General features: G+C 35.9%; 22 protein-coding genes. 9 read left to right on the top strand and 13 right to left on the bottom strand.

The features are described 5' to 3' along the window. Positions 1-34 precede the first annotated feature (34 nt). Positions 35-1942 carry an acetate--CoA ligase gene (acs, locus tag RNZ47_RS15010; RefSeq protein WP_311942156.1) on the top strand — a complete coding sequence of 636 codons (1908 nt, stop codon included), beginning with the start codon at positions 35-37 and terminating at the stop codon, positions 1940-1942. Positions 1943-2153: 211 nt separating this feature from the next. Here the strand turns inward: acs and RNZ47_RS15015 are convergent, their stop codons facing one another. Genes RNZ47_RS15015 through RNZ47_RS15045 form a run of 7 tightly spaced genes read right to left on the bottom strand, consistent with a single transcriptional unit; the run spans position 2154 to position 7115 of the window. Then, on the bottom strand, positions 2154-2519 hold the full coding sequence (locus RNZ47_RS15015) for a DUF2200 domain-containing protein (RefSeq protein WP_311942159.1): 366 nt from the start codon (positions 2517-2519) through the stop codon (positions 2154-2156). A 41-nt stretch (positions 2520-2560) separates the two neighbouring features. Beyond that, complete coding sequence (locus RNZ47_RS15020; protein WP_311942162.1) at positions 2561-2908, bottom strand: VOC family protein; 348 nt, start codon at positions 2906-2908, stop codon at positions 2561-2563. Positions 2909-2959: 51 nt separating this feature from the next. Then, positions 2960-3445, bottom strand: coding sequence for a DUF192 domain-containing protein (locus RNZ47_RS15025; protein WP_311942164.1), 486 nt, complete (start codon positions 3443-3445; stop codon positions 2960-2962). Between the two features lies 1 nt (position 3446). Further along, on the bottom strand, positions 3447-4376 hold the full coding sequence (gene lgt, locus RNZ47_RS15030) for a prolipoprotein diacylglyceryl transferase (RefSeq protein WP_311942166.1): 930 nt from the start codon (positions 4374-4376) through the stop codon (positions 3447-3449). A gap of 59 nt (positions 4377-4435) precedes the next feature. After that, a complete protein-coding gene (locus RNZ47_RS15035) occupies positions 4436-5551 on the bottom strand; it encodes a peptidylprolyl isomerase (RefSeq protein ID WP_311942171.1) in 1116 nt (371 codons plus the stop codon). Between the two features lie 3 nt (positions 5552-5554). Beyond that, complete coding sequence (gene gldI, locus RNZ47_RS15040) at positions 5555-6103, bottom strand: gliding motility-associated peptidyl-prolyl isomerase GldI (RefSeq protein ID WP_311942175.1); 549 nt, start codon at positions 6101-6103, stop codon at positions 5555-5557. Beyond that, positions 6096-7115: a DHH family phosphoesterase gene (locus RNZ47_RS15045; protein WP_311942178.1), complete on the bottom strand. Its 1020-nt coding sequence runs from the start codon at positions 7113-7115 to the stop codon at positions 6096-6098. The genes gldI and RNZ47_RS15045 overlap by 8 nt, the downstream gene beginning before the upstream one ends. Before the next feature lie 88 nt (positions 7116-7203). On the opposite strand from RNZ47_RS15045, the gene RNZ47_RS15050 reads away from it, so the two are divergent. Next, positions 7204-7623 (top strand): nucleoside-diphosphate kinase, encoded by a 420-nt coding sequence (locus RNZ47_RS15050; protein WP_311942182.1) that lies wholly within the window; start codon positions 7204-7206, stop codon positions 7621-7623. Positions 7624-7923: 300 nt separating this feature from the next. Here RNZ47_RS15050 and RNZ47_RS15055 read toward each other — a convergent pair whose 3' ends face one another. The 6 genes from RNZ47_RS15055 to recF form a co-directional block, all read right to left on the bottom strand. Further along, complete coding sequence (locus RNZ47_RS15055; RefSeq protein ID WP_311942186.1) at positions 7924-8115, bottom strand: cold-shock protein; 192 nt, start codon at positions 8113-8115, stop codon at positions 7924-7926. A gap of 109 nt (positions 8116-8224) precedes the next feature. After that, the gene (locus tag RNZ47_RS15060) at positions 8225-8416 is read right to left on the bottom strand and encodes a cold-shock protein (protein WP_034044451.1); all 192 of its coding nucleotides are present in this window, start codon (positions 8414-8416) and stop codon (positions 8225-8227) included. Between the two features lie 97 nt (positions 8417-8513). Then, entirely contained in the window at positions 8514-8810 is a 297-nt protein-coding gene (locus RNZ47_RS15065; protein WP_311942197.1) for a DciA family protein, read from the bottom strand. Positions 8811-9207: 397 nt separating this feature from the next. After that, positions 9208-9579, bottom strand: coding sequence for a nuclear transport factor 2 family protein (locus tag RNZ47_RS15070; protein WP_133759103.1), 372 nt, complete (start codon positions 9577-9579; stop codon positions 9208-9210). Positions 9580-9765: 186 nt separating this feature from the next. After that, positions 9766-10137, bottom strand: coding sequence for a nuclear transport factor 2 family protein (locus tag RNZ47_RS15075; protein ID WP_133759103.1), 372 nt, complete (start codon positions 10135-10137; stop codon positions 9766-9768). 236 nt (positions 10138-10373) lie between these two features. Then, positions 10374-11453: a DNA replication/repair protein RecF gene (recF, locus tag RNZ47_RS15080; RefSeq protein WP_311942203.1), complete on the bottom strand. Its 1080-nt coding sequence runs from the start codon at positions 11451-11453 to the stop codon at positions 10374-10376. A 139-nt stretch (positions 11454-11592) separates the two neighbouring features. On the opposite strand from recF, the gene RNZ47_RS15085 reads away from it, so the two are divergent. From RNZ47_RS15085 to RNZ47_RS15115, 7 genes are all read left to right on the top strand, one after another. Continuing rightward, on the top strand, positions 11593-12360 hold the full coding sequence (locus RNZ47_RS15085) for a tetratricopeptide repeat protein (RefSeq protein WP_311942206.1): 768 nt from the start codon (positions 11593-11595) through the stop codon (positions 12358-12360). A gap of 10 nt (positions 12361-12370) precedes the next feature. Beyond that, positions 12371-12856 (top strand): 6,7-dimethyl-8-ribityllumazine synthase, encoded by a 486-nt coding sequence (gene ribH, locus RNZ47_RS15090; protein ID WP_311942209.1) that lies wholly within the window; start codon positions 12371-12373, stop codon positions 12854-12856. Between the two features lie 245 nt (positions 12857-13101). Then, positions 13102-13332: a hypothetical protein gene (locus RNZ47_RS15095; protein WP_311942212.1), complete on the top strand. Its 231-nt coding sequence runs from the start codon at positions 13102-13104 to the stop codon at positions 13330-13332. A 19-nt stretch (positions 13333-13351) separates the two neighbouring features. After that, positions 13352-13633: a riboflavin synthase subunit beta gene (locus RNZ47_RS15100; RefSeq protein WP_311942215.1), complete on the top strand. Its 282-nt coding sequence runs from the start codon at positions 13352-13354 to the stop codon at positions 13631-13633. Between the two features lie 7 nt (positions 13634-13640). Then, on the top strand, positions 13641-15491 hold the full coding sequence (gene mutL / locus RNZ47_RS15105; protein WP_311942219.1) for a DNA mismatch repair endonuclease MutL: 1851 nt from the start codon (positions 13641-13643) through the stop codon (positions 15489-15491). Between the two features lie 107 nt (positions 15492-15598). After that, positions 15599-16441, top strand: a complete 843-nt coding sequence (locus RNZ47_RS15110; RefSeq protein WP_311942222.1) for a rhomboid family intramembrane serine protease — start codon at positions 15599-15601, stop codon at positions 16439-16441. A gap of 1 nt (position 16442) precedes the next feature. Beyond that, on the top strand, positions 16443-17315 hold the full coding sequence (locus RNZ47_RS15115; RefSeq protein WP_311942224.1) for a rhomboid family intramembrane serine protease: 873 nt from the start codon (positions 16443-16445) through the stop codon (positions 17313-17315). The last annotated feature ends 44 nt before the right edge of the window (positions 17316-17359 follow it).

Raw genomic sequence — 17359 nt, forward strand, 5'->3', positions numbered from 1 at the left:
TTGAACTAAACACTAATAAAATCATTAAATAAACATGAGTAATTACCATATAAAACACTTAGAAGAATACTATCAAGTTTATAGGAAATCTGTTCGCGAGCCCGAAAATTTCTGGGAAGAAGTAGCCGAAGAGCATTTTATGTGGCAAAAAAAATGGGACAATGTATTAAGCTGGGATTTTAACAAACCTGAAGTAAAGTGGTTTGAAGGCGCAGAACTTAATATTACCGAAAACTGCATCGATAGACATTTGGCAACACGAGGCGAAAAAACCGCTATTTTGTTTGAACCAAACGACCCTAAAGAACCAGCGGAACATATTACCTATAAACAATTGCACGAACGCGTTAACAAGTTTGCCAATGTGCTAAAAAGCCAAGGCATTACCAAAGGTGATAGGGTTTGTATTTATTTACCCATGATTCCCGAGTTGGCCATATCCATTTTGGCTTGTGCCAGAATTGGCGCTATACATTCGGTAGTATTTGCTGGGTTTTCCGCTACAGCGTTATCAACAAGAATTAATGATAGCGACTGTAAAATGGTGGTAACTAGCGATGGTTCTTATCGCGGTGCAAAAACCATTGATTTAAAAGGTATTGTAGACGAAGCCTTGGAAAGTTGCCCGGGCGTAAAAACCGTATTGGTTGCAAAACGAATTCACTCCGATATTCAAATGAAAGCGGGTCGCGATAAATGGTTACAACCTTTGTTGGACGAAGCTTCCAACGCCTGCGAAATTGAAGTGATGAAAGCCGAAGATCCCTTGTTTATTTTATACACCTCTGGCTCTACAGGCAAGCCTAAAGGCATGGTGCACACCACGGCAGGCTATATGGTTTATACGGCCTATACGTTTAAAAACGTGTTTCAATATAGAGAAAATGATGTGTATTGGTGTACGGCAGACATTGGTTGGATAACAGGGCATAGTTACATTGTTTACGGCCCATTGGCAAATGGCGCAACCACCTTAATGTTTGAAGGTGTACCAAGTTATCCGGATTTTGGTCGCTTTTGGGATATTGTTGAAAAACACAAAGTGAATCAATTTTATACGGCACCAACAGCTATACGTGCTTTGGCTAAACAAGGTACCGAGGTTATAGAAAAACACGATTTATCATCTATTAAGGTGTTAGGGTCAGTGGGAGAGCCCATAAACGAAGAAGCGTGGCATTGGTACAATGATAACATCGGAAAAAAGAAAAGTCCCATAGTGGATACCTGGTGGCAAACTGAAACAGGTGGTATTATGATTACACCAATTCCGTTTGTTACACCAACCAAACCCACTTATGCCACATTGCCATTTATTGGAATTCAACCTGCTTTAATGGATGAAGAAGGCAATGAATTAAAAGCGAATCAGGTTGATGGACGACTGTGTATCAAGTTTCCGTGGCCAGCAATGGCACGTACTATCTGGGGCAATCATCAGCGTTATAAAGATACCTATTTTTCAGCTTACGAAAATAAATATTTTACAGGCGATGGCGCTCTGCGAGACGAAGTAGGCTATTACAGAATTACGGGTAGAGTAGATGATGTTATTATAGTATCTGGACACAACTTAGGTACCGCACCAATTGAAGATGCCGTAAACGAGCATCCCGCAGTAGCAGAATCGGCCATAGTTGGTTTCCCGCACGATGTTAAAGGAAACGCTTTATACGGCTATGTTATTTTAAAAGATGTAGGCGAAAGTCGAGACCAAGATAACTTACGTAAAGAAATCAATCAAATTATAACCGAGCATATCGGGCCTATTGCTAAACTTGATAAAATTCAGTTTACTAGCGGTTTGCCAAAAACACGATCGGGGAAAATTATGCGACGAATCCTAAGAAAAATAGCTTGTAAAGACACTAGTAATTTGGGCGATACGTCTACATTGTTAAACCCCGAAGTGGTAAAAGATATTATGGATAATGTGTTGTAGTTTAGTATGACGGATTATACAATGATTTTTTTATTGACTTATAAAGATAAGGTTGTCTAAAAAGTCTAATTCTATGTCATATTGAGCTTGTCGAAATGTTTTAACTTATTGATAATCAATATAGGTTTCGACAAGCTTAACCTGACAAATAAATTCAAAAGACTTTTTATTCAGTTTTTTTATATTGAAATGCGTTGAAGAAAAGATTCTTTTATTCGGTTCTTAAAATTTTTTCCATCTTTTTTCCTCTTGCCAATTCGTCAATTAACTTGTCTAAATACCGGGTTTGTTTGGTTAATTGGTTTTCAATTTCTTCAATTCGATAACCACAGATAACGCCTTTTATAAGGTGTGCATTAGGGTTTAATTTGGCTTTGTTAAAAAAGGTTTCAAAAGTGACCTCTTCATCAATGAGTTCTTGAATTTTTTTATCATCAAAACCCGTAAGCCATTCAATTACTTGATACAGTTCTTCTTTTGTCCTGCCTTTTTTTTCAATTTTGGTGATATAGTGTGGGTAAACCGATGCAAATTTCATTTTTGCGATACGTTCATTGTGTTCCGGTGTTGTTTTCATGTTGTTATTTTTCTAAAAAATAAAACTTTCATAAAGCCAAATTATACATCTTCAACAAAAAATATGGCGTTATTATTTAAATCGTAAAAACCAAATTCATTGGTGTTCCAATCGGTTTTAAGTCGTAATTTATCTTTGTTTAATGTGCCTCGATTTACAAACTCTTCAAAATAAGGCTTAATGTTATCTACAAATATTTTAATGACCGAACCACCAAGCAATGGGTCGTCGGCCGTATCGGCATGCCACTGTAAATGCATATAGAGTTTATCTCGTTTTAAAACGGCATACATGCTGTCTTTGTGTACCAGTTCAAAACCTACATGCTCTAAGTACCAAGCAACATCTCTATCAATATTCTGCGAAGGTAAAACAGGAACAATTTGCATATTTTTTAAGCCTTAATCTCCTATAAATATACATATTTTTAAAAGATTGGGTTAGTCTACAAAACTCATGCTATCTCCAACGGATAGCTTCCAAGTGTCAACCAAACCCGCATTAATCTCTAAAACATATTTTGCCGGTGCGTTTGATGGCAACGAACTTTCGTCAAAAGGTTTCGCGTTTTTTTGAAAACTTACAATGGTGTTGTTCCCGTCGATAAAAATTAAATCCAACGGAATTTTGGTGTTCTTCATGTAAAAGGAACGCTCTGTAACATCATCAAAAACAAACAACATGCCTTGGTTGCCTTCCATGGAATTGCGGTACATTAAACCGGTTTGAATGTCGTAATCGGTATCGGCAATTTCAATATCAATAAGCACTTTTGTAGAGTCCGTCGTGGTTTTAAATAGGGTGAGTTCGCCTTCTTTAGTAAACGTAACTTCGGTTTGCTTTATAACTTTTTTGTCTTTTTTACAAGACGATATACTTATTGTAATTAGCAGAAAGACAACTAATTTTAAATACTTAAATGACATGTTATTTAGTAGCTGTTTTTGGTTTGTAAATAAACATAAAATACAGCCCGATGAGTATAAACGGGATACTTAGCCATTGCCCTGTATTTAAGCCAAACCAGTTGATGTATTCATCGCCTTGTGGCTCTTTAAAGCGTTCGATAAAAAAACGAATCGTCCAAAGTAAAATTAAAAACAGTCCGAAAAGAAAACCCGTTTGTTCTTTTTTAGCGGTTTTCGAATAGAAATACCATAATATTAAAAACACAAAAACATAGCAAAATGCTTCGTATAACTGCGCGGGATGTCTGTAAGGGACCGCTTCCAACAATTCAGCAAATTGTGGATTATTGGTTACCGCTTCATAGGCTTTTTGCACATCTTTTATACCGGTGAGCTGTGTGATTTGACCCTTGTAATATTGATCTTGAATAAACCGAACACCCAAACTGGAATCGGTTACTTTTCCGATAATTTCGGAATTAATAAAATTTCCAATTCTGATAAAAACCGCACCGGATGCTACAGATATTACCACTCGGTCTAAAATCCAAAGCAGAGATTTATAGTTGTATTTTTTACGATACAAATACATACCTATAATTATACCAACAGCGGCGCCATGGCTTGCAAGGCCTTGAAAACCAGTAAACTCAAAGCCGCCTTTAAATTTAAAAGGCAGAAAAATACTGAAAAAATCTTCGGTTATCAATTCCGATTGATAAAACAAAACGTGCCCTAAACGCGCACCGAGCATGGTTGCTAAAACGGTGTAAATAAATAAGGGATCCAAATAGGTAAGCGACACCTTTTCCTTGGTAAAAATACGCTTCATAATATACCAACCGGCCACAAATGCAAAAACCCACATAAGGCTGTAAAAATGAAGTTTAAAATTGCCAACTATATCTATTCCCGTTACGGGGTTCCAATCAAATTTTAAAAAATACATAGGTTTTGTTTTTCGGCGTAAAGATAAGATTTGCTATACGGTTTGAAACTCATTTGTTGTTATTTAACAATTTCCAAGATTTCAACTTCAAAAATGATATTGGATTTTGGCGGAATACCTCGGTTTCCCGATTCGCCATAAGCTAAATGATACGGAATAAATAAGGTCGCTTTATCGCCCACGTTTAATTGCTGCAAGCCTTCCTTAAAGCCCGAAATCATTCTTGCATCCGGACTTAAATCGGCAGTAATGGGTTCGTATTTATCGGCAAGTTTGCGTTTTTCGTTAACCACATCCAATGCCTCTGCGATTTTTAAACTGCTGGTTTCAAGCAGCTTTCCGTTTTCAAAATATACGGCATAATGTGTTAAAACCTTGTTGGTTTCGTTGAGCTTTTCTCCCTGCCCTTTTTCGGTAATGAAGTATTGCAGGCCCGAAGGTAAGGTAATGGCTTCGGTTTTCTGTTTGTTAAACTTTTCGTTGGTAGCTTTTAAAATGGCTTCGGCTTTTGCTGCTTTCTCTTTTTCCAAACGGTCTACTTCGGCAAAATGATTGACGAAAATCTTTGGAGCGTCAAATTTTTTGGCGTCTTTCCCTTTTCTAATTATGTTCAACTCTTCAATAACCACATTTTTGATTGGTTTGTCTCTGGAGTCCACTTTTACATTCGAAATCGTGTCGAGCACATCCAATCCCAATACCAACTCGCCAAAAACACTATGGACATTATCTAAGTTTGGTTTAGGCACTTCGGTTATAAAAAACTGACTGCCGTTTGAATTTGGACCCGAATTGGCCATGGATAAAATTCCGAGTTTATCGTGTTTTAAATCCGGATGAAACTCATCGTTAAATTTATAACCCGGGTTTCCTCTGCCGTTGCCTAAAGGGTCGCCACCTTGAATCATAAAGTTATTTTTAACACGATGAAAAATGAGACCATTATAATATTTTTTTCCTTTGTAAATACTATCAACCATAGTGTTTGTGCCTTCTGCCAACGATACAAAATTGGCCACCGTTACGGGTACTTTTTGGTGGTCTAATTTGGCCACCATAACACCTTTTGTGGTAATAAATTCAGCATACATACCATCTTCAAGATCTGGGTATTGTGCTTTGCAGGATGTTAAGCTTATTAAAAAAGCTAAACCTAGAAATTTAATAATTCGCATGATTTAATTGGATTGATTTTGGGAAATAGAATTAACGGTAACTTCGCAAATTATAGGCGTATTGCTACCTATTTTATTTTGGTCGCCATAGTAACCAAAAGCTTTTTGCGAAGGAAATATAAAGGTAACGGTTTCTCCAGATTTCATAAGCTTTAAGCCTTCACGCAGGCCAGTAAACAATTCTTCCTGATCCATGGCGTAGGTTTGTGTTTTAACGTCAGCTTTTGAATAAATAAGCCCACCATTTAAGTCCTTAATATTGTAATTGTAGTTTATAATATCACCAAATTTTGGTGTGCTTAAGCTGTCTGTTTCTGTTTTTATGTTGTAGTAATACCAAAAACCACTTTCTGAAGCGATATAATCATTGTCCTTTTTAAGCGCCATAATTTTTTCGATACTTGCTTGCTCTTTGGCGTTTAATTTTTTATTTCGATTAACGGAAGCATCAATAAAAGAGCCTGTTTTAACCGAAATGGGTTTACGGGCTTCGGGCGTTTTGCAGCTACATAAAAACAGTAGCGAAAGTAGTATGGTTGTATATTTAATCATCGTTTAGGGCTTTTTTATAACGAGGCAATATACTAATAAATTTTTCTACGGTATCCTTTAAACTCAATTCACTACGGCCACCAGCGGCATTTGTATGACCACCACCGTTAAAATGTGCACGAGAAAACTCGTTTACGGAAAAGCTCCCTTTCGAGCGTAACGATATCTTTATGATGCCTTCTTTTTTGTCTTCAATAAAAATAGCGGCAAAAACAATGTTGTCTAACGATAAGCCGTAATTCACAACACCTTCGGTATCTCCTTTTTTATAATTAAACTGATTTAATTCGTCTTGAGACAGCGTAATATAAGCCGTTCGCGCTTCCGGAATCACTTTTAAATTACTTAACGCACAACCTAAAAGTTGTAATCTTTCGTAACTATTGGTATCATAAATGTTGTTGTGAATCTCGGCATTATTCGCCCCTTTATCAATGAGATTTGCAATGATTCGATGCGTTTCACTGGTGGTGGAAGGAAACCTAAACGACCCCGTATCGGTCATAATCCCAACATAAATACAGGTGGCAATATTTGCATCAATCGCATTGGTGTCTCCCAACATATCTATAAAATGATAAATCATCTCACAGGTAGAACTCATGTGTACATCCGAGAAAATAAAAGCAGCATAATCATCAGGTGATTGATGGTGGTCAATCATAATTTTCATGGCTTTACTTTCGGTTAAAACCGTTTCCATATTCCCAGTTCTATGGAATGCGTTAAAATCCAAAGTAAAAATAATATCAGCCGCATTAATCAATGTTTCACAAGCTTCGGTTTCAGCATCGTGTTTTAAAATATGGTCGCTTCCGGGTATCCATTTTAAAAAATCCGGGTAATCGTTGGGCACCACAGCCGTTACGTTATGATTGTTTTTTTTAAGGTAATGATATAAAGCCAATGTAGAGCCAATAGCATCTCCGTCGGGATTTTTATGTGGTACTATTACTATGTTTTTTGGCGTAGCCAGTAGGTGTTTTACGCTTTTAATGTCTGCTTTCGTCATAGGTAGCGAATATACAATTTTTTAAAATTTGACAGACTTGTTTTTAATTAGAAATACATTACTTTTGCACAAAATTTAAAATAATCAAATGGCAACAAATAGAACATTTACTATGCTTAAGCCAGATGCTGTTGAAAAAGGACACATTGGCGCAATATTAGAAAAAATTTCAGCTTCAGGATTTAGAATTGTAGCAATGAAATTAACACAGATGACCAAGGCCGATGCTGAGACCTTTTACGGAATACATAACGAACGTCCGTTTTTTGGTGAATTGGTTGAATATATGACACGTGGCCCAATTGTAGCGGCAATTTTAGAAAAAGACCATGCTGTTGAAGATTTTAGAACCTTGATAGGTGCTACAAATCCTGCTGATGCCGCCGATGGAACCATACGTAAAATGTTTGCCGATTCTATAAGCGAAAATGCCGTACACGGTAGCGATAGTAATGAGAATGCTGCTATTGAAAGCGCTTTTCATTTCTCGGGAAGAGAGATGTTTTAAATCATTGTTGTCCGTTAAAAGACATAAGACTGCTTCGCTTTTAGAACCAAGAACCGAGACTAGATTCTAACTAACTGGCAAAAGGTAGTAACTTAAATGATAAAATATCTTCTTTATCTCATTTAAATTGTTTCTAAAAAGCAAGGCATCATTTTAAAAACCTTGTAGGTATGAAATTAAAAATCCCGCAACCAAGTTGCGGGATTTTTTGTTTTAAAAAGTATAGTTTCCCGTTTTTACGGGAACGACAAATTTATTAGAACATCTGAGATAAAAAATCTCAGATTGTCTTTTTTTAAACTAAACTACTTTTACGTTTACGGCATTTAACCCTTTTCGGCCTTCCTCTAAATCAAATTCTACCAAGTCGCCTTCGCGAATTTCATCGATTAATCCAGAAATGTGGACAAAATGCTCTGTGTTTGAACCTTCTTCAATTATAAATCCGAATCCTTTAGAATCGTTGAAGAATTTTACTGTTCCTTTACTCATTGTTTTTTAAATATTAAATTAATTACCAATAAGTATGCAAACATAATGCCATAAAAAAAGCCTATCATTTAAATGATAGGCCTTTGTTGTAATTGTTAAAAGTATATTCTTAGATTACTTTTACGTTTACGGCGTTTAATCCTTTTCTACCTTCTTGTAGATCGAATTCTACTGCATCACCTTCACGAATTTCATCGATAAGTCCTGAAATGTGTACGAAATGTTCTTTGTTGTTGTCATCTTCAGTGATGAATCCAAATCCTTTTGAATCGTTGAAGAATTTTACGGTACCTTTACTCATTGTATTTGTATTAAAATAATTAAGCTACAAAGGTAATACAAAATATAACAAGTTGTTTGTTTTATTTTAAAAAATTATTTAAAATTTAAAAGGATAATTATCTTAAAACCAGTTTTTTAATAATGTTTTTGCCCAATTCCTCATTAAGCATATCAATTATTTTTTGTTTACCATAGCTTAATTCCTCCCTTAAAACGCTGGAGCTTAGTTGTACAAAAAGGGTGTCGCGCTCCAAATTTACGGTTGTGGTATAGTTGTTTACGCCGTTGCCCATAAGTTTAACCCAAGCATCGGCAACATTAACTTTGTTCAGCCCTTTTTCAAGTCTGTTGGTTTCCACAAATTCCTTTAAGGCGTCTTGTATGCTAATATGTTCGTTGTTGCGTTTTGCCATAAAACGGTGTTTTTATATTATAATTTTTTGGGCGTTACCTTTGCCTTTCCACTGCGCTCAAGGCGGCAGGTCGGGCTTTCCGCTATATCTTTTTAAACGTCATTGCGAGGACGAAGGACGTGGCAATCGGCCAAATTTTAGTTTGCCACCATGTTCTTTCTCAATCAAGCTTAAAAAGGATGCCGCTGCAATCCCTAACGCGCTTGTTTGCTATCTTTTTTACAAGTTAAACTTGTTTTGTTTTTGTAATGGTTCGTTTAACGGTTTTGTATATGAAAAGTAACGTGTAAAATTTCTGTTACTGTTCAGATTGACGTTGTGTTTTTTATTTGCCGAAATTTTAGGCTCGGCACTTGCCTAGTTATTTTTTATATACTGTGTTGTACGCAGGCTTTTTTTATAATTGCTCGACTAGTTTCCTAGCAGTAACCGTATCATATATAATTTTTAGTTTACTAATCTTGTTTTGATTATCGAATTCAATAATGTCTACTACATCAAATTCCACTTTTTGATTATTCTTTAAAGTCCATTTATAGGTGAAGTAAAGAGCTAAATTATTTGATTCATTATCTTCAAAAATTCCTTTTAAATGAAGTTCAGAATTTGAAGTATCGTTATTTAATTCACGATAAAATTCATCTGCTTTTTTTATTCCGTATAGTGGTGAATCAACCATTCCATTTTGATTGAATAAAGCAACTACTTGTCCAACATTTCCATTTTCAAGGTGAGTTATATATTGCCTTGCTATTTCTTTTTTATTCATTATTTTATCAATTTTCAAATTTCAGAGTTCGTTTCTCAGCTTGCGTACAACGGTTTTGTATATGAAAAGTAACGTGTAAAATTTCTGTTACTGTTCAGATTGACGTTGTGTTTTTTATTTGCCGAAATTTTAGGCTCGGCACTTGCCTAGTTATTTTTTATATACTGTGTTGTACGCAGGCTTTTTTTATAATTGCTCGACTAGTTTCCTAGCAGTAACCGTATCATATATAATTTTTAGTTTACTAATCTTGTTTTGATTATCGAATTCAATAATGTCTACTACATCAAATTCCACTTTTTGATTATTCTTTAAAGTCCATTTATAGGTGAAGTAAAGAGCTAAATTATTTGATTCATTATCTTCAAAAATTCCTTTTAAATGAAGTTCAGAATTTGAAGTATCGTTATTTAATTCACGATAAAATTCATCTGCTTTTTTTATTCCGTATAGTGGTGAATCAACCATTCCATTTTGATTGAATAAAGCAACTACTTGTCCAACATTTCCATTTTCAAGGTGAGTTATATATTGCCTTGCTATTTCTTTTTTATTCATTATTTTATCAATTTTCAAATTTCAGAGTTCGTTTCTCAGCTTGCGTACAATGCAAAGATAAAGTTCCGTTTTAATGAACTTTATCGGTTGTTAAACGAAGTACGGCAATTTTTTTTACAAAGTCAAGTAATAATCCAAATCGATATTACAAATTTGTAGCTTAGTAATTAATGGAGCCTACTAGGAATTTCTATCGTCACCTGTCGTCTGTCACCTGTCATCTGTCTTTTTCAATGTCACAACCTAAAAATCTCATAACTTTGATGCACCTGTTTTACGGCATTTTCGGTACGTTCGGCATGGGTGTCGCTAATAAAAAGTTGTCCGAAATTTTCATCGTCAACCAATTTAATAATTTGTGCGACACGCTGTTCGTCCAGTTTATCAAAAATATCATCCAACAGCAAAATAGGGTTCACGCCACTTTGTTCTTTTATAAAATCGAACTGCGCCAATTTTAATGCAATTAAAAACGATTTTTGCTGCCCTTGGCTCCCGAATTTTTTAATGGGATGGCCATCAATATTAAACAACAAATCGTCTTTGTGCACGCCAACACTGGTGTATTGCAAGGCTTTGTCTTTGTTAATGGCATTTTTTAAAAGCGTGTTTAAATTGTTTTCAAACAAATCGCTGTGGTAAACCAAATCTACGGCTTCGTTACCATTGCTTATCGCCTTGTAACGTGCCTTAAAAATAGGGATAAAGGTTTTTAAAAAAGCATGTCTTTTTTCAAAAACATGGGTTCCAAACTCGGTTAGCTGTTCGTTGTAAATGTCTAAAGTGTCTTTGTTAAAAGTATGGTTTAGCGCAAAATATTTTAACAAAGCATTGCGCTGATCCAAAATTTTGCCGTACTTGATTAAATGCGACAAATAGGTTTTATCGCTTTGCGAAATTACCGTGTCAATAAATTTTCGCCTCGTGCTACTGCCTTCTGTAATTAAATCCCTATCGGCGGGCGAAATAATCACCAAAGGCAAAAAGCCAATATGCTCGCTAAATTTATCGTAGGCTTTTCCGTTGCGTTTTATCACTTTTTTTTGTCCGCGTTTTAAGCTAATGGCAACTTTTTCGGTTTTCCCCTCTTTTTCGTAATCGCCGTTAATCACAAAAAAAGCTTCGTCGTGTTTAATGTTTTGGGTGGCCACCGGATTAAAATAACTTTTTCCGAAGGACAAATGGTAAATGGCATCTAAAACGTTGGTTTTTCCAATGCCGTTATTGCCAACAATACAGTTGATTTTGGCATTGAAGGCAAACGATTTGCTGTCAAAATTTTTATAATTAAGTAACGAAAGTGATTTTAAAATCATACAAAAAGTAACCTATAAAATGTTAAGAAGTTGCGGTGCTTTAAAAGGAAGTGCAAATTATTGAAAAATATCAAATAAATACCCTTTTAGTTATGAAGAAATATTATATTTTTGCGGCGCATTAAAATAGAACGAATACATGGCGACTTACAAGAAAAAATATAAAGCGAAGAATAAAGCAGAAAAAGAGCAAAACATAGGAGAAGGCTCAACTACGGCCGAAGTTTTTAACACACTTGACGAAACAGCATCGAAAACCGAAGCCTTTGTTGCGAAGAATCAAAAATACATTTTTATCATCATCGGGCTTGTGGCTGCGGTGGTTCTAGGCTCTTTGGCCTATAAAGAATATGTTGCAAAACCAAAGCAATTAAATGCGATGAACGATATGTTCCAGGCTCAAAAATACTTTGACCAAGCGGTAAACGGTGTCGCAAAAGACTCGTTGTTCAATTTGGCGTTACATGGCGGCGAAGGTAAATTTGGTATGTTGGATATTATTTCTGAATACAGCGGTACGCCATCGGCTAATTTGGCGAGCTATTACGCGGGAACGGCTTATTTAAAGTTGAAGGATTATAAAAATGCCGTGGAGCATTTAAGCAACTTTAAAAGTGATGACGAGATTTTAGCGGCTTTGGCCAAAGGAAATATTGGTGATGCTTTTGTGCAATTGGAGCAAAAGGAAGATGCTTTAAACTATTACGAGCAGGCTGCCAAATTGCGCAACAACCAATACACCACGCCTATGTATTTGCATAAAGCTGGAATTATTGCTTTGGAATTAGGAAAAGCCGATAAGGCCTTGGCGCATTTTAAAACCATTAAAAACGATTATCCTACCTCTACCGAAGCAGCAAATGTTGATGTGTTTATAGGAAAAGCGCAGGTGTTGGCAAATAAATAATATACATATAATGGCAACGGAAAATAAAAATTTATCCGATTACGATAAGGCAACAATCCCAAACGCGAGTAAATTTCGGTTTGGGATTGTTGTTTCTGAGTGGAACGATACCATTACCGAAGGCTTGTATAAAGGGGCACACGACACCCTAATTGAAAATGGCGTTTTGCCTAACAATATTGTACGTTGGAATGTACCCGGAAGTTTCGAGCTTATTTACGGTGCCAAAAAAATGCAAGAGCAAATGGTAAATGCCGTAATAGCCATTGGTAGTGTTATTCAAGGTGAAACCAAGCATTTCGATTTTGTTTGCGAAGCCGTTTCACAAGGCATAAAAGATTTAAACGTAAGGCGCGAAACCCCAGTTATTTTCTGTGTGCTTACCGATAATAACATGCAACAGGCTATTGAACGCTCAGGTGGAAAACACGGTAACAAAGGCACCGAAGCTGCTGTGGCGGCTATAAAAATGGCGCAACTACGTAAAAATAGTTAAGCTATTTTTAAAATTCCAATATCTAAAAATCAATTTCCAAAAAGCATCCGCATAAAATTTATTGCTCGATTTGTGATTTAGGTTTTTTTTTGAAATCTAAGTTTTGGAATCTAGCCTTTTGGGATTTGGGATTTATTTTTTTGGAATTTGGAATCTACGCAGAGCGTTTTGTTAACAATTTTTGGCATTTCAACTTCACTTTTCTGCCTATTTTTAAGTACTTTTGAGGTATATATCACTTTATTTTGTTTAAGCAACGAAAACATAAAACCTTTAATTATCAACCTCGGTTCTCCAAAGAAAACAAAGCCGATTCTGATGTAGAGGAGCCTTCAACAAAAGACTTTGTTTCCAAATGGAAACGAGAACGAAGCACAAAAACCAAAATGGGTTTGAGCATGTCCATACGAACGCTCATCTTGGTTTTGGTATTATTATTGATTTGTATGTATATATTGGATTCTAAATTCAAGTAACTTCAAAACTTTAGAGATTATGGGACTTTTAAAATTGCGCAAAAACAAAAAATACAACTATACACCGCGTTATTATGATGACAAAGGTGAAGGCAATCCGTATGAAATCAAACATAAATTTGATGAGTACAGAACAACGGTTGGTAGTAATTCCGGACTTAAAACAAAATTCAACAATGCTTTAGAAGATTATAAAAAACCAGATAGAGCAGCTAACAGACGTATTTTAATTATTGTAGCTATTCTTGTTTTGGTTTTCCTTTTTATCATCGATTTCGATTTATCTATTTTCTTTTCTTAATAAATATATGTCAGACATCATTCAGCTTTTACCAGACCATGTTGCTAACCAAATAGCTGCTGGAGAAGTTGTACAACGACCGGCCTCGGTAGTTAAAGAGCTATTGGAAAACGCTATTGACGCAGGCGCTGCAACCATTAAACTTATTGTAAAAGACGCTGGCAAAACCCTTATTCAAGTTATTGACGATGGCAAGGGCATGAGCACCACCGATGCGCGTTTGAGTTTCGAGCGTCATGCCACATCAAAAATTAGGACTGCCGACGATTTATTCCAACTGCACACCAAGGGGTTTCGTGGCGAGGCTTTAGCAAGTATTGCCGCCATTGCCCATGTGGAGCTAAAAACCAAACAAGATGAAGACGATGTTGGCAACGCCATTGTTATTGAAGGTAGCAATGTGGTGTCCCAAGAGGTTGTGGTTACCCCAAAAGGCACATCAATTTCTGTAAAAAATCTGTTTTTCAATATTCCGGCACGACGCAATTTTTTAAAGTCGAATACCGTTGAATTACGTCATATTATTGACGAGTTCCATCGGGTGGCCTTAGCGCATCCCAACATAAGTTTTGCTATGTATAACAACGGAAGTGAAACCTTTAACTTACCCATTAGCAATTACAGACAGCGCATTGTAAATATTTTCGGGACTAAAACCAATGAAAAATTAGTGCCCGTTGATGAAGACACCGAAGTTCTTAAAATTTCGGGGTTTGTTGGTAAACCCGAATACGCTAAAAAAACCAGGGGCGAGCAGTATTTTTTTGTAAACGACCGATTTATAAAAAGCGCCTATTTAAATCATGCTATAGCTTCGGCGTTTGATGGTTTGTTAAAAAACGGTACACATCCCAGTTATTTTTTAAACTTAAAAGTCGACCCACAAACTATCGATATCAATATACATCCCACAAAAACAGAGATAAAATTTGATGACGAACACACCCTGTATGCCTTATTGCGGTCGGCGGTAAAACACAGTTTGGGGCAGTTTAATATCGCACCTGTTTTAGATTTTGATAGGGACTCCAACCTCGATACGCCCTATAATTACATCAAAAAAAACACAAACTCGCCAACCATTGAGGTCGATAGAAGCTTTAATCCGTTTCAAGAAGAAACACAATCTAAAGCCCGAGCCGTAGCTTACAAAAAAGAACCGGTTGCCAGTTGGGAGAATCTTTATGTGGGATTGGAGTCGAAAGGCACAAAAACGCAGCAGGATTTTAGCGAGGTTCATTTTGAAAGTGAAGAATCTACCGGGTCTATGTTCAGTGAAGATAAGCAAGTCGATAACATCCAAACCACGTATCAGCTTCATAATAAATACATTGTGAGTACCATTAAATCGGGGATGTTGGTTATCGATCAGCATCGAGCGCATCAACGTATTTTATATGAAGATTTCCTAAAAAACATGACCATTAAAGAAGCCGTAAGTCAGCAATTGTTATTTCCGCTTCAGCTTCATTTTTCAGTACAGGATATTGAGATTATAAATCAGCTAAAAGAAGATTTAGAACATACAGGTTTTATATTTTCCGGCGTTAGTAAAGAGTCGGTTCAAATTATTGGTGTTCCCGTAAGTGTGCCGGAAAGCGAAGTGTCCATTATTTTAGAGCAGCTTATTAGCGACGTGGAAAACGAGGTACCCGATACCCATTTTAGTGCCACCGATTTACTGGCAAAGTCCATGGCCAAAAGTTTAGCTATTAAAACCGGGCAATCATTACAAAAAGACGAACAGGAACATTTGGTAAACCGTTTGTTTGCCTGTAAAGAACCTAATGTGTCGCCCACTAACCGAACAACATTTGTAACCATGAGTGTTGACGAGTTGGATAAAAAATTTATATAAATTAAGACAGAAGACAGAAGATTGTTGAGTTTTTATTGAAATGTCACACTGAGCGCAGTCGAAGTGCTGTTGAAACGTCTTAAAATTATTAAAAGAAGATTAAAATTATGATGAGAATTTCAGATACCGTTAAGCATTTATTAATCATTAATGTATTGATGTTTATTGGTACTTTATTTATTGGGAATGGAATTTTGTTTTACGATTTGTTCGCGATGCATTTCCCTGCCAATGAAGCTTTTCAACCCTGGCAAATCATAACACACATGTTTATGCACGGTGGTGCGGATTTAAACAATTTAAGTTTGATGCATATTTTATTTAATATGTTCGCTTTGTGGATGTTCGGCACACCGGTAGAGCAAGTATTAGGAAGCAAAAGATTCTTGTTTATTTATATTTCTGCGGGATTGGGTGCTGTGGCATTGCAAGTAGGCTATTATTATTTCGATTATTATTCTGCGTTAAGTGGCATTGCGGATTTGAATATGAGTAGTGATATGATTCGTAAAATTGTTTCCATTGATGCCACTGAAGGGCAGTATATAAAAGGCGAAATATTAAGTAGGGAGATGATGCCGATTTTATCTGAATATAATTTTAACGCAAACTTAATTAATAACGATGCCTTCAAATCGTTGTTCGATATGAATGTTATTGCAAGAAACACTATGGTTGGCGCCTCTGGTTGTATTATGGGCATACTCGCCGCATTTGGAATGATGAATCCCAATGCCGAACTCATGCTTATCTTTTTACCCATTCCTATTAAAGCGAAATTCTTTATTCCCGGTATTATTATTTTAGATTTGATTTCGGGTATTACAGGGCAATCGTTTTTTAGCCCAAGTAATACTGCACATTTTGCCCACGTAGGTGGCGCATTAACAGGCTTTTTAATTATGTGGTATTGGAAAAAAACACAGTTTAACAGAAACCGTTGGAATTAAAATGACATCATTCTCTCAAGACATAAAAAACAAACTATCTAATTTAAATGCATTAGATAAAATTATAGCTGTTAATCTTGTTGTATATGCTATTGGTTTTATACTTACAAAGTCGTTGTCACTACCAAATGAAACTAGTTTAAAATGGATAGAACTACCAAGTGATTTTTTCGATTTTGTTCTAAAACCATGGGCAATTATTACTTATGGATTTACACATTACGACTTTTGGCATATTCTATTTAACATGCTTTGGCTCTATTTTATAGGGCGGATGTTTTTAAATTTATTCAGTACAAAAATGGCCCTTAATATTTATTTTCTTGGGGTTATTTCGGGCGGCTTATTATTTATGCTCGGTTATACTTTGTTGCCCCATGTTTTTGGGAATACCTCAAGTTTAGTTGGTGCATCGGCTGCAGTTCGGGCATTGTTGATATTTATTTGTGCCTACATGCCCAATCAAGAGGTGCGCTTTTTCACCTTTAATTTAAAGCTTTGGTACATTGGTGCTGCCATAGTTGCTTTAGATGTTTTGGGACTGTTTGGTCTAAACGCAGGTGGTAATTTAGCACATTTGGGCGGCGCGTTATTGGGTTATTATTACGCCAAACAATTGCTTAAAGGCAAAGATATAGGTAAAGGTTTCGAAAAATTAATGGATGGTTTTGTAAGCCTATTTAAACCCTCAAAAAAATCGCCTTTAAAAACGGTTCATAAAAATAAATCTAAAGTTGGTGGTTATACTAAAGGTGAATTTAATAAGTTTAATAATCAGAAAAAAATCGATGTTATTTTAGATAAAATCAGTAAAAGTGGTTACGATAGTTTAACGGCCGAGGAGAAGGAGTTTCTTTTCAAGGCAGGAAAGTAGGTTTTTGAGAGATGACTGATGACCGTTGACAGAAGATTAAAGAC

The sequence above is a fragment of the Hwangdonia seohaensis genome (assembly GCF_031932625.1).
Taxonomy (GTDB): Bacteria; Bacteroidota; Bacteroidia; order Flavobacteriales; family Flavobacteriaceae; genus Hwangdonia; species Hwangdonia seohaensis.

Excerpts from the sequence above, each read along its gene's own strand:
- acs (WP_311942156.1), top strand. The coding sequence starts at position 35 with ATGAGTAATTACCATATAAAACACTTAGAAGAATACTATCAAGTTTAT.
- RNZ47_RS15015 (WP_311942159.1), bottom strand. The coding sequence starts at position 2,519 with ATGAAAACAACACCGGAACACAATGAACGTATCGCAAAAATGAAATTT.
- RNZ47_RS15020 (WP_311942162.1), bottom strand. The coding sequence starts at position 2,908 with ATGCAAATTGTTCCTGTTTTACCTTCGCAGAATATTGATAGAGATGTT.
- RNZ47_RS15025 (WP_311942164.1), bottom strand. The coding sequence starts at position 3,445 with ATGTCATTTAAGTATTTAAAATTAGTTGTCTTTCTGCTAATTACAATA.
- lgt (WP_311942166.1), bottom strand. The coding sequence starts at position 4,376 with ATGTATTTTTTAAAATTTGATTGGAACCCCGTAACGGGAATAGATATA.
- RNZ47_RS15035 (WP_311942171.1), bottom strand. The coding sequence starts at position 5,551 with ATGCGAATTATTAAATTTCTAGGTTTAGCTTTTTTAATAAGCTTAACA.
- gldI (WP_311942175.1), bottom strand. The coding sequence starts at position 6,103 with ATGATTAAATATACAACCATACTACTTTCGCTACTGTTTTTATGTAGC.
- RNZ47_RS15045 (WP_311942178.1), bottom strand. The coding sequence starts at position 7,115 with ATGACGAAAGCAGACATTAAAAGCGTAAAACACCTACTGGCTACGCCA.
- RNZ47_RS15050 (WP_311942182.1), top strand. The coding sequence starts at position 7,204 with ATGGCAACAAATAGAACATTTACTATGCTTAAGCCAGATGCTGTTGAA.
- RNZ47_RS15055 (WP_311942186.1), bottom strand. The coding sequence starts at position 8,115 with ATGAGTAAAGGAACAGTAAAATTCTTCAACGATTCTAAAGGATTCGGA.
- RNZ47_RS15060 (WP_034044451.1), bottom strand. The coding sequence starts at position 8,416 with ATGAGTAAAGGTACCGTAAAATTCTTCAACGATTCAAAAGGATTTGGA.
- RNZ47_RS15065 (WP_311942197.1), bottom strand. The coding sequence starts at position 8,810 with ATGGCAAAACGCAACAACGAACATATTAGCATACAAGACGCCTTAAAG.
- RNZ47_RS15070 (WP_133759103.1), bottom strand. The coding sequence starts at position 9,579 with ATGAATAAAAAAGAAATAGCAAGGCAATATATAACTCACCTTGAAAAT.
- RNZ47_RS15075 (WP_133759103.1), bottom strand. The coding sequence starts at position 10,137 with ATGAATAAAAAAGAAATAGCAAGGCAATATATAACTCACCTTGAAAAT.
- recF (WP_311942203.1), bottom strand. The coding sequence starts at position 11,453 with ATGATTTTAAAATCACTTTCGTTACTTAATTATAAAAATTTTGACAGC.
- RNZ47_RS15085 (WP_311942206.1), top strand. The coding sequence starts at position 11,593 with ATGGCGACTTACAAGAAAAAATATAAAGCGAAGAATAAAGCAGAAAAA.
- ribH (WP_311942209.1), top strand. The coding sequence starts at position 12,371 with ATGGCAACGGAAAATAAAAATTTATCCGATTACGATAAGGCAACAATC.
- RNZ47_RS15100 (WP_311942215.1), top strand. The coding sequence starts at position 13,352 with ATGGGACTTTTAAAATTGCGCAAAAACAAAAAATACAACTATACACCG.
- mutL (WP_311942219.1), top strand. The coding sequence starts at position 13,641 with ATGTCAGACATCATTCAGCTTTTACCAGACCATGTTGCTAACCAAATA.
- RNZ47_RS15110 (WP_311942222.1), top strand. The coding sequence starts at position 15,599 with ATGATGAGAATTTCAGATACCGTTAAGCATTTATTAATCATTAATGTA.
- RNZ47_RS15115 (WP_311942224.1), top strand. The coding sequence starts at position 16,443 with ATGACATCATTCTCTCAAGACATAAAAAACAAACTATCTAATTTAAAT.